At 69.5% G+C, this 10,448-nt stretch carries 10 protein-coding genes; 5 read left to right on the top strand and 5 right to left on the bottom strand.

Annotated elements, in window-relative coordinates; all coding sequences use genetic code 11:
- Nucleotides 1–342: 342 nt before the first annotated feature.
- Nucleotides 343–1,767, bottom strand: coding sequence for a type I glutamate--ammonia ligase (gene glnA / locus ACTHJJ_RS04500; RefSeq protein ID WP_440301738.1), 1,425 nt, complete (start codon nt 1,765–1,767; stop codon nt 343–345).
- A 182-nt stretch (nt 1,768–1,949) separates the two neighbouring features.
- Between glnA and ACTHJJ_RS04495 the strand changes: the two genes are divergently transcribed.
- Nucleotides 1,950–2,417 carry an RDD family protein gene (locus ACTHJJ_RS04495; protein ID WP_440301737.1) on the top strand — a complete coding sequence of 156 codons (468 nt, stop codon included), beginning with the start codon at nt 1,950–1,952 and terminating at the stop codon, nt 2,415–2,417.
- Between the two features lie 35 nt (nt 2,418–2,452).
- On the opposite strand, the gene ACTHJJ_RS04490 is transcribed toward ACTHJJ_RS04495, so the two are convergent.
- Together ACTHJJ_RS04490 and lipA are read right to left on the bottom strand one after the other, a co-directional pair.
- Nucleotides 2,453–3,184, bottom strand: a complete 732-nt coding sequence (locus ACTHJJ_RS04490; protein ID WP_440301736.1) for a DUF4191 domain-containing protein — start codon at nt 3,182–3,184, stop codon at nt 2,453–2,455.
- A 5-nt stretch (nt 3,185–3,189) separates the two neighbouring features.
- On the bottom strand, nt 3,190–4,215 hold the full coding sequence (gene lipA / locus ACTHJJ_RS04485; protein ID WP_440301735.1) for a lipoyl synthase: 1,026 nt from the start codon (nt 4,213–4,215) through the stop codon (nt 3,190–3,192).
- A 206-nt stretch (nt 4,216–4,421) separates the two neighbouring features.
- On the opposite strand from lipA, the gene ACTHJJ_RS04480 reads away from it, so the two are divergent.
- Genes ACTHJJ_RS04480 through ACTHJJ_RS04465 form a run of 4 tightly spaced genes read left to right on the top strand, consistent with a single transcriptional unit; the run spans nt 4,422 to nt 8,395 of the window.
- On the top strand, nt 4,422–5,585 hold the full coding sequence (locus tag ACTHJJ_RS04480; protein WP_440301734.1) for a PP2C family protein-serine/threonine phosphatase: 1,164 nt from the start codon (nt 4,422–4,424) through the stop codon (nt 5,583–5,585).
- A 2-nt stretch (nt 5,586–5,587) separates the two neighbouring features.
- Complete coding sequence (locus ACTHJJ_RS04475; protein WP_440301733.1) at nt 5,588–7,633, top strand: glycosyltransferase family 2 protein; 2,046 nt, start codon at nt 5,588–5,590, stop codon at nt 7,631–7,633.
- On the top strand, nt 7,633–7,965 hold the full coding sequence (locus tag ACTHJJ_RS04470) for an STAS domain-containing protein (RefSeq protein WP_440301732.1): 333 nt from the start codon (nt 7,633–7,635) through the stop codon (nt 7,963–7,965). The genes ACTHJJ_RS04475 and ACTHJJ_RS04470 overlap by 1 nt, the downstream gene beginning before the upstream one ends.
- Nucleotides 7,955–8,395: an ATP-binding protein gene (locus ACTHJJ_RS04465; protein ID WP_440301731.1), complete on the top strand. Its 441-nt coding sequence runs from the start codon at nt 7,955–7,957 to the stop codon at nt 8,393–8,395. The genes ACTHJJ_RS04470 and ACTHJJ_RS04465 overlap by 11 nt, the downstream gene beginning before the upstream one ends.
- Before the next feature lie 37 nt (nt 8,396–8,432).
- Here the strand turns inward: ACTHJJ_RS04465 and ACTHJJ_RS04460 are convergent, their stop codons facing one another.
- Both ACTHJJ_RS04460 and ACTHJJ_RS04455 read right to left on the bottom strand, forming a co-directional pair.
- Nucleotides 8,433–9,455: a hypothetical protein gene (locus tag ACTHJJ_RS04460; protein ID WP_440301730.1), complete on the bottom strand. Its 1,023-nt coding sequence runs from the start codon at nt 9,453–9,455 to the stop codon at nt 8,433–8,435.
- Nucleotides 9,452–10,423, bottom strand: a complete 972-nt coding sequence (locus tag ACTHJJ_RS04455; RefSeq protein ID WP_440301729.1) for an ABC transporter ATP-binding protein — start codon at nt 10,421–10,423, stop codon at nt 9,452–9,454. The genes ACTHJJ_RS04460 and ACTHJJ_RS04455 overlap by 4 nt, the downstream gene beginning before the upstream one ends.
- Nucleotides 10,424–10,448 lie beyond the last annotated feature (25 nt).

Here is a 10,448-nt window from a genome sequence, read left to right as displayed (position 1 = left end):
TCTCTTCTTAAACAAAATTTGTTTGTGTCCCCCTTGTGTGGTAGTGTTTTCCTGGTTTTTGGGGGGTTTTGGGGGTTTTTTTCTTTGTTTTTTTCCCACGCACCCCCCCCGTTTCAGACGACCATTAACAACTCAGAGGTCGAGCCTTCTCCGACCCTTCCTCGACTCCGCTCCGGCCTCCTGGACGCGGAAGGGCCGTCCGCTCCGGCCGGGTGCCTCGCAAGCTCGGCCCCCAACCTGCGCTGCATCTTCGTCAGAGGTCGAGCCCTTGCGACCTCCTCCTCGACTCCGCTCCGGCCGGGTGCCTCGCAAGCTCGGCCCCCAACCTGCGCTGCATCTTCGTCAGAGGTCGAAGTACATCTCGAACTCGTGCGGGTGCGGCCGGAAACGGATCGGGTCGACCTCGTTCTTTCGCTTGTACTCGACCCACGCCTCGATGAGGTCCTTGGTGAACACGTCGCCCTCGAGGAGGTAGTCGAAGTCGGCCTCGAGCGCATCGAGCACCTCGGGCAGCGAGCCCGGGACCTGCTCGATGAGGGCGTGCTCCTCGGGCGGCAGCTCGTAGAGGTCCTTGTCGATCGGCTCCGGCGGCTCGATCCGGTTGCGGATCCCGTCCAGGCCGGCCATCAGCTGCGCGGCGAAGGCGAGGTACGGGTTGGCCGACGGGTCCGGCACGCGGAACTCGATCCGCTTGGCCTTCGGCGACGTCCCCGTGATCGGAATGCGCACGCACGCCGAGCGGTTGCGGGCCGAGTAGACCAGGTTGACCGGAGCCTCATACCCGGGGACGAGCCGGTGGTAGGAGTTGACCGTCGGGTTCGTGAACGCGAGCAGCGACGGCGCGTGCTTCAGCAGGCCACCGATGTACCAGCGCGCGAGGTCGGACAGGCCGCCGTAGCCACGCTCGTCATAGAAGAGCGGCTCGCCGTCCTTCCAGAGCGACTGGTGCGTGTGCATCCCGGAGCCGTTGTCGCCGAAGAGCGGCTTCGGCATGAAGGTCGCGGTGTGGCCCTGGCGCCACGACGAGTTCTTCACGACGTACTTGAACTTCATCATGTCGTCGCCGGAGTGCAGCAGCGTGTTGAAGCGGTAGTTGATCTCCATCTGGCCGGCCGTGCCCACCTCGTGGTGGCTGCGCTCGACGTTGAGCCCGACCTGCTTCAGCTCGGTGCAGATCGTGTCGCGGAAGTCGGCGAAGTGGTCGACGGGGGAGACCGGGAAGTAGCCGCCCTTGTAGCGCGTCTTGTAGCCGCGGTTGCCGCCCTCCTCGACGCGGCCGGTGTTCCAGGCCGCCTCGATCGAGTCGAGGTAGTAGTAGCTGGCGTTGGCCTTCGTCTCGAACCGGACGTCGTCGAAGACGTAGAACTCCGCCTCAGCGCCGAAGAACGCCGTGTCGGCGATGCCGGTCGACTTCAGGTACTCCTCGGCCTTCTTCGCGATGTTGCGCGGGTCGCGGCTGTACGGCTCGTCGGTGAACGGGTCGACGATCGAGAAGTTCATGATGAGCGTCTTGGCCGCGCGGTACGGGTCGACGTACGCGGTCGCGACGTCGGGGACGAGCTTCATGTCCGACTCGTGGATCGCCTGGAAGCCGCGGATCGAGGACCCGTCGAACATCTGGCCCACGGTGAAGAAGTCCTCGTCGACCGTCTCAGCCGGGATGTTGAAGTGCTGCATGACGCCCGGCAGGTCACAGAACCGGATGTCGATGAACTGGACGTCCTCGTCCTTGATATAGGCGAGGACCTCTTCGGCTGAGCTGAACATCCAACCTCCTGGTAAGGAAGAAGGTGCCGTCCGCTGATCGGGCAAGCACCTCCGTGCTGACAGGCCCTGACCTTACGCGGTCGCCGTTTCCCGGCCATGACCCGAATGTTTCGTGGGCGTTACGCGGGCGGTCACGGACGGCCCGTGCGCGGTCGTGGGCGGGCCGCACGTACGCTGGTCGCGTGATGGATCGTAACGACATCGGCTCGTGGCTCGAGGGCCCTCGGGCGCGCACCAGCGCGCCGGGGGAGCACCGCGGCCAACGACTCGGTATGCCGCCCAGCGGGCCGGGCTCGATCGCTCACTTCGGTCGCCGGATCGTGGCGGTCGTCATCGACTGGGTGCTCTGCATGTTGATCGCCAACGGCCTGTGGGGCGTCGGCTGGCAGGAGACCGGCGGGCGCAGCTTCATCCCGCTCGCGATCTTCGCCGTCGAGAACCTGCTGCTCGTCGGCACGCTCGGGACGACGGTCGGCCACCGGATCGTCGGGATCCAGGTCCACAACGTTGCCGGGGGACGGGCTCACCTGCTGCAGGTCGTCGTCCGGACCGTCCTGCTGTGCCTCGCGATCCCGGCGCTCATCTGGGACCGGGACGGCCGCGGCCTGCACGACCGCGTCGCCAACACCGTCATCGTCAACACCCGCTGACGAGGTCTCAGCCGATGGGTCTTAGCTGACGCGTCTCACTTGCCGCGCAGCGCCCTGCGGTCCATCCGCGCCCGCGTCGGGTCGATGCCCTGGGGGATCGGGGGACGGATGCCGCCGAGCGCCTTGAGGCGCTTGTTGACGAGGGCCATCTCGTCCTTGGTGATCGCCGGCTTCAGGCGCTGGACCTTCGAGGCCACCTTGCTGAGCGGCACCTGGCCCTCGCCCTCGCCGACGACCAGGGTCGTCACGGGCACGCCGGGGGCGACACGCTCGACGCGCTTCTGCTCCTTGACCAGCAGCTTCTGCACGCGACCGGTCGGGCCTTCACCGACGAGCACGACACCGGGGCGGCCGAGCGCGCGGTAGACCATGGCCGCGGAGTTGACGTCGCCGGGGCGGGCGACGTCGGCAGCGACCGGCTCACGGTCGGTGTACCAGCCGCGGCGGATGGAGGTGAGCGCCGCACCGGCGGCGCCGGCCTGGCCCTCGATCGAGCGATAGGCGGCGCGTTCGGCCCGGCGGCTCATGATGATCGTCGCGGCGAGGACGCCGAAGAGGACGCCCATGATGCCGAAGAGGAGGGGGCTCTTGAGAACGAACCCGATGATGAGGAAGACGGCGACCGTGGCCAGGAAGCCGAGCAGCATCCACCGCCCGATGTTGGGGTCGGCCTGCTTCGAGACCTGGTAGACCTGCTTGATCTGGGAGAGGCGACCCTGCTTCTTCTGCGAGGGCGCGCTCGAATCGCCGTCCGTCTTCCGTGCCATGTGGTTCAGGATACGGCCCGGTCGGCCCGGGCCACCAATGACGCCGCCTCCTGACGCGCGGGCGACTCCGCAGCCTCCGCGAGGTGGGCCAGGTGCTCGGGGATCGGACGACCCCACTTCGTCATCGCCGAGGCCCAGAGACGCCCCGCCCGATAGGACGACCGGACGAGCGGGCCAGCCATGACACCCTTGAACCCGATCTCCTCGGCGAGCTCGGACCAGTGGACGAACTCCTCCGGCTTGACCCACCGGTCGATGGGGTGGTGCAGCTTCGACGGGCGCAGATACTGGGTGATGGTGAGGATGTCGCAGCCGGCGTCGTGCAGGTCGCGGATCGCGGCGTCGATCTCGCCATCCGTCTCGCCCATGCCGAGGATGAGGTTGCTCTTCGTCACGAGCCCCGCCTCGCGCGCCATGGTCAGCACCCGCAGGGACTTCTCGTAGGTGAATGCCGGACGGATGCGCTTGAAGATCCGGGGGACGGTCTCGAGGTTGTGGGCGAAGACCTCCGGACGGGCATCGAAGACCTGGCCGACGAGCTCGGGCCTCGCCCCGAAGTCGGGAGGCAGGATCTCGACCCCGGTGTTGGGGTTGAGCAGGTGGATCTGGCGAATGGTCTCCGCGTAGAGCCCGGCAGCGCCGTCGGGCTGGTCGTCGCGCGCGACCCCTGTCACCGTCGAGTAGCGCAGCCCCATCCGCTGCACCGACTCGGCCACGCGGCGCGGCTCGTCGAGGTCGAGGGGACCGGGGCGGCCGGTCGCGATGTCACAGAAGTCGCAGCGGCGGGTGCACGTGTCGCCACCGATGAGGAAGGTCGCCTCCCGGTCCTCCCAGCACTCGAAGATGTTGGGACAGCCCGCCTCCTGGCAGACCGTGTGCAGGCCCTCGGTCTTCACCATCGACTGCAGCTCGGTGTAGGCCGGGCCCATCGTCGCCGTGGTGCGGATCCAGGACGGCTTGCGCTCGATCGGGGTCTCGGCGTTGCGCGCCTCGACGCGCAGCAGTCGGCGGCCCTCCGGTGCGACGGTCAAGGTGGTCTCCTCCAGTGGCGGCGGTGCTGCCGGTCAGCCTACGCGGCTCGCGCGACCCCCATGAACACGAGTATGCCGCTCACCGGCCCCTCAGCCGTCCGGCCGGTGCCACGACCGGTGGCTGCTCCACCGAGCAGCCGGGCGACACCTCCGATAGCGTCACCCCATCGCGACAGCCCGCACACGTCAGGGAGGAGGACTGTCCCGTGCCCACGACCGGCGAGCGTGAGCGGTTGGCAGCGCTACAGGAGCTCGACATCCTCGACACGCCTCCCGAGGAGCGTTTCGACCGCATCGTGCGTCTCGCCAAGCGGCTCTTCGACGTGCCGATCGCACTGATCAGCCTCATCGACGAGGACCGCCAGTGGAACAAGGCCTCCGTCGGCGGCGTCCCCGACCAGGTGCCGCGGCACGAGACCGTCTGCGACCACACGATCCGCCAGGACCACGCCCTCGTCGTGCCCGACCTGCTGCTGGACCCGCGCTTCGAGCGGTTGCCCCTCGTGCGGGAGCAGCCGGGCCTGCGCTTCTATGCAGGCCATCCGCTCAGCGCGGCCGGGCAGCGCGTCGGTTCGCTCTGCATCGTGGGGACGGAGCCACGGGAGCTGAGTGCCGCCGAGCATGAGGTCCTCGCCGACCTCGCCAGCTGGGCAGAGAAGGAGCTGGCGGACCAAGAGGAACTGACGCACGCCGGTGAGGTGCAGCGCAAGCTGCTGCCACGTCATACGCCCGATCTGCCCGGCTACACGATCGCCGGCAGCTGCGTGACGGCTCGGCAGGTCGGCGGGGACTTCTACGACTGGTTCGAGCTCGACGACGGGGTGCAGCTCGAGCTGGCGGACGTCATGGGCAAGGGCATCGCGGCGGCGATCATCGCGGCGGGCGTGCGCGCGGTCCTACGAGGCGCCTCCCGGTTCAACGACCTGGCCCGGGCGGTCACCCGGTCCGCTGCGAGCCTCGAGGACGACCTGGCCGAGACCTCGACGTTCGTCACGGCGTTCTGCGCACGGCTCGATCCCGGGTCTGGCCGGCTCGACTACGTGGATGCCGGGCACGGCCTGGCGGTCATCCTCGACTCCGACGGGGCATACCGCCGCCTCTCCGGGGGCGGGCTCCCGCTCGGGGCAGTCCCCGGCGAGACCTGGCGTGCCGACAGCACCACGCTCGACCGGGGCGAATGGCTCGTCGTTGTCAGCGACGGGTGGGCGGAACTGTTCGACACGCCACGCCAGGGGCTCGAGGCGGTGCGCGCCGTGGCCGTCGGCTGCTCCGACGCGCCCGGTCTCGTGGAACGGATGGCGAGGGTGGCCGACGAGCGGGTTCCGACCGACGACGTGACGATCGTCGTCCTGCACCGGGACGGACCCTGACCATGGGACCGGACCCGGCACCCGACGCCGTGACGGCGGGGCAGGAGCTGGAACCACTTCCGACGAGTAGGGGACCGGCGCCCGCTAGTCGCGCGCACAGCGGCCGGCTGCTCCTCATCCGGCTCCTCGTCGTGCTCACCCTGACGCTGGGGACCGTCTACGTCGGGTGGCGTTGGGTCTTCTCCGTCAACTGGCCCAACTGGTGGATCGCCGTGCCCCTCGTCCTCGCCGAGACGTACGCACTGGTCGACGCCTACCTGTTCGGGCTGACGATGTGGCGGTTGCGGTGGCGAGGCGATCCGGGGCCGCCGCCGCGTGGTGCGACCGTGGACGTCTTCATCACCACGTACGACGAGCCCGTCGAGCTGGTTTTGCGCACCGCGCTTGCCGCCGACGCGATCCGGTACCCGCACACGACCTGGGTGCTGGACGACGGCGACCGCGCCGAGATGCGCCAGACGGCGGCCGATGCGGGGATCGGCTACATCACTCGCAGCGACGACTGGACGGACCGGCCGCGCCACGCCAAGGCCGGCAACCTCAACAACGCCCTCTTCCGCACGGAGGGCGAGTTCATGCTGATCCTCGACGCCGACCAGATCCCCGACCCGGCGATCCTCGACCGCACCCTCGGCTACTTCCGCGACCCGAAGGTCGCGCTCGTGCAGACGCCGCAGTGGTTCACCAACGTCACCGACGCCGACCCCCTCGGCAGCCAGGCACCGCTCTTCTACGGACCGGTCCAGCAGGGCAAGGACGGGTGGAACGCGGCGTTCTTCTGCGGCTCCAACGCCGTCCTGCGGCGCGACGCGCTCATGCAGCTCGGCGTCGTGGGATACGTCCGCGAGGTGGAGGAGGCCGTCTCGGCGGCCCTGCGGACGGCGGCGCGCATGTTGACGCGGGCCGCCCGCAACGCGGATCGATACGGCCCCGGAGCGGCGGCGGCCGTCGCCGAGCTGCGCGAGGCCGTCCGCCGCGCCCGGCGACAGCTCTCCTCTGGGGAGCCCGTCGCCGACGTCACGTATGAGTTCCAGCAGCGGGTCGACCAGGCCGCTCGGATCGTGGTCGACCAGGACCTGGCTGACATCCGGGCCGACCTCGAGGAGCTCGCCGCACTCCCGGTCCAGACCGACCAAGAGCTGGGCCTGCCCGTGGTCGACGACGTCTCCATGGAGCGCCTCGCGGCGCGCGACTGGTCGCCGCTCGCCGCGATCGAGTCCATCCGCGAGCTGGTCCGCGCGGTCGACGTGGACCGTTCGGACGAGGCCCAGCCGATGATGCCGATGGCCACGGTGTCGGTCACCGAGGACATGGCCACCTGCATGCGGCTGCATGCCATGGGCTGGGGGTCGGTCTACCACCACGAGGTGCTCGCCCACGGGCTAGCGCCCGATGACCTTCGGACGATGCTCCAGCAGCGCCTGCGGTGGTCACAGGGCACGATGCAGGTCATGCTGCGTGAGAACCCGCTCCGGCAGCGGGGCCTCAGCCTCGGCCAACGCCTCATGTACTTCTCGACGATGTGGAGCTATCTGTCCGGCTTCGCGGCCGTGGTCTTCCTGCTGGCCCCGGTGTTCTACCTCTGCTTCGGGGTGCTCCCCGTCCGCGCCTACGGGGGGGAGTTCGTCGCGCACTTCCTGCCCTACTTCGTCGTCAACCAGCTGCTCTTCCTGGTCGTCGGCTATGGCGTGCGCACCTGGCGGGGTCACCAGTACAGCGTCGCCCTCTTCCCGCTCTGGATCAGGGCCTGCTGGACCGCCGCGGCCAATGTCTGGTTCGGCAAGCCACTCGGCTTCGTCGTCACTCCCAAGACGCGGCAGGCCCGGGGCTCCTTCCCGTGGCGCCTCGTGCTGCCCCAGCTCGTGGCGGTCGTCGTCCTCGTCGTGGCCTGCGTCGTCGGGGCCATCCGTCTCTGGGCCGGCACGACGAACACAGTCCTCGGCACCGCGGTCAACGTGGCCTGGGTCGGCTACGACCTCGTCGTGCTGAGTGTCATCTTCAAGGCGGCGCGATACCGCGCGCCCGAACCCAGCGAGGAGCTGTCCTGATGGAGATCCACACGTCCACTCTCGGCTCGGCGGCGGTCCTGCGCTGCGAGGGCCGGCTCAACATGGTCTCGGCGTCACAGCTGCGCAGCGCCATCGACGGGACCGTGAAGGACGGCACGAAGCACGTCGTCGTGGACCTCAGCGGGACGAGCTTCATCGACTCGTCCGGCCTCGGGGCTCTCATCGCCGGGCTGAAGCGGGCTCGCCAGGCCGGTGGCGACCTCCGGATCGCGGCCCCGGGCAGCCAGGTGCGGACGGTGCTGACGCTGACGAACCTCGACCGGGTGCTGCGCCCGCACGAGCGCCTCGAGGACGCCGTCCATGGCTGGTGACCATCGGGTCTCCGGACTCGCCGTCCCGGAGTCCCTGAACCTGCTGCACGGCCTCCTCGAGAGCGTCGCGACGGAGCATCCGGAGCTCTCCGTCGAGGACATCATGCTCTTCGAGACCGCCGTGATCGAGATCGCCGGAAACGTGGTCAGGCACGCTCGGCCCCGGGGTCAGGTGCTGTACGAGTTTTGCCTGCAGGTCCTGCCCGATCGGCTCCAGGCGACGTTGTCCGACGCCGGAGAGGCGGCATTCGCCGGCGCGACGATCCCGGTGGAGGCGGAGCGGACTCTCGACGAGGAGGACGATGGGGCCCTCGCCGCGCTCCCCGAGAGCGGGCGAGGACTCGACCTCGCCAGAGCCGCGCTCGATGAGCTGCGCTACACGCGCGAGGACGGGCGGAACGTCTGGCACATGATGCGTCTGCGTCGCTGAGGCCCTCGGTGGAGGGGCGGGACGTTACCCCCCGAGGTCAGCCGAGGTCGCGCCGGCGGAACACCGCAGAGGCGACGACGACGAGGGCGACGCCCGCGACGAGCAGATAGACCCACCCATGGGTGTAGGTCACCGTCATCTGCTCCATCTGGCAGCCGTTCGCCCCGCAGACCTCCGCGAAGTAGGTCGAGCCGCGCTCGACGAAGGCCTCGACGTTCTTCAGGGGCAGCCACGGCAGGAGCCGGCCGTGCGCCAGCCCCTGGGCGAGCAGGCCTTCCACGATGACGCCGTAGCCGAGCACGATCCCGACGATCGCGCCGGTGTTGCGGACGATGAGGCCGAGAGCCACTCCGGCGATGCCTGCGACGACGGCCGCGACGACGCACCTGATGAGCAGCTGCGTGAGGGAGTCGCTGCTGGCGGCCGCCGGCAGCTGCAGGGTGGGGTCCGGCTCGTTGACGCGGCTGATGAACCATGCCCCGAGGGAGGTCAGAGCGAGGCCTAGGACGGCGATGGCGCCACCCGCGAGCCCGGCGGCGACCAGCTTGGCCGATGCCACCCGGAGCCGGCGTGGCTCGAAGGTGAGCCACGTGCCGAGCGAGCCGGCGGAGAACTCCGCCCCGACGAAGCTGGCGGCGAGGACGAAGGCGAGAAAGGCATAGAAGTAGGCGTTCGTCCCCGACAGGCCGGCGGTGAGCGCACCTGCCTCGGGCGACACGAGGCCCCAGTCCTGCGCGTTCGGTGCCGGCATCCGCGAGCAGCCGAAGTCCGCCGCGGGGTCTCCGCTCTCGCGGGCCTGCGCCTCGGCCTGCTGGCAGTCCTTCACCATCTGCGGGAACTGGGCGGTCGACTGCCGGAAGTTGTCGATCCGCTCGGCGATCGTGTCCGGTGACGTCGACTGGTAGGTGCCGTAGAGGGCAACCCCGGTGAGGAGCACCGCCATGGCGAGGACGACCTTGGTGAGGCGGCGCCACCAGAGGCGGCGCAGCTCGACCCCGACGAGTGCCGGGTAGGGCGTGCCGGTGGGACGGGACGGTGCGGGGGCCACGTAGAGCGTCATGCGACTCCTCCCGTCTGCTCGTCGGACGATGCACCGGCCGGAACCCGGTCAGCGGGAGCCGCGTCGAGACCGCTCTCACTCGTGAGGCGCAGGAAGGCCGACTCGAGGTCGGGCCGCATCGGCGTCAGCTGGCTGACGAAGAGGCCGTGCCCGGCAAGGACTCGTGAGACCTGCTCGCCGTCGTCGGTCGTGACGCGCAGGAAGGCGCCGTCGTGCTCGGTCTGAAGACCGGCCTCTCGGAGTACGCCGGCGGCGCGCTCCGGGTCGGGGACACCCACCCGGAACTGCGTGCTGCCCCCGAGCAGGTCCGAGACGTGCCCCTCCGCGAGCAGCTCGCCGCGACCGATGATCGACACGGTGTCCGCGACGTGCTCGACCTCGGCGAGGATGTGCGAGCTGACGAGGACCGTCTTGCCCTGGTCGCCGAGCGCCCGCATCGTGTCCCGGATCTCGCGGATGCCGGCCGGGTCGAGGCCGTTTGTCGGCTCGTCGAAGATGAGCAGGTCCGGGTCCTTGAGCAGGGTGGCCGCGATGGCGAGGCGCTGCTTCATGCCCAGGGAGTAGCCGGAGTAGCGATCGTCGGCGCGGTCACGCAGGCGCGTGGCCTCGAGCACCTCGTCGATGCGGCCTCTCGGGGTGCCGATCGCGTCCGCGAGGAGGCGCAGGTTCTGGCGAGCGGTGAAGGCCGGGAAGAACTTGGGCGACTCGACGATCGCGCCGACGCGGCCGATCACCGCGGGCAGGTCGCCGGGCACCTTGTGGCCGAAGATCCAGGCCTGACCGGAGTCCGGCCGGATGAGGCCGAGCAGCATCCGGATCGTCGTGGTCTTGCCCGACCCGTTCGGCCCGAGGAAGCCATGCACGCCTCCCGCCGGGACGGTCAGGTCGAGCCGCTCCACGGCCGCCCGCCGCACGCCCCGATGGAGGTAGGTCTTGCGCAGGCCGACAGTCTTGACGGCGACGTCCATTGGGCTCCCCCCGCACTGGTTGCTG

The sequence above is a fragment of the Intrasporangium sp. genome (genome assembly GCF_051961875.1).
Taxonomy (GTDB): Bacteria; Actinomycetota; Actinomycetes; order Actinomycetales; family Dermatophilaceae; genus Intrasporangium_A.
This window is presented reverse-complemented; position numbering and strand designations above follow the sequence as displayed.

Coding starts and splice junctions, on each gene's coding strand:
- glnA (WP_440301738.1), bottom strand. CDS start 1,767: ATGTTCAGCTCAGCCGAAGAGGTCCTCGCCTATATCAAGGACGAGGAC.
- ACTHJJ_RS04490 (WP_440301736.1), bottom strand. CDS start 3,184: ATGGCACGGAAGACGGACGGCGATTCGAGCGCGCCCTCGCAGAAGAAG.
- ACTHJJ_RS04475 (WP_440301733.1), top strand. CDS start 5,588: ATGGGACCGGACCCGGCACCCGACGCCGTGACGGCGGGGCAGGAGCTG.
- ACTHJJ_RS04470 (WP_440301732.1), top strand. CDS start 7,633: ATGGAGATCCACACGTCCACTCTCGGCTCGGCGGCGGTCCTGCGCTGC.
- ACTHJJ_RS04465 (WP_440301731.1), top strand. CDS start 7,955: ATGGCTGGTGACCATCGGGTCTCCGGACTCGCCGTCCCGGAGTCCCTG.
- ACTHJJ_RS04460 (WP_440301730.1), bottom strand. CDS start 9,455: ATGACGCTCTACGTGGCCCCCGCACCGTCCCGTCCCACCGGCACGCCC.
- ACTHJJ_RS04455 (WP_440301729.1), bottom strand. CDS start 10,423: ATGGACGTCGCCGTCAAGACTGTCGGCCTGCGCAAGACCTACCTCCAT.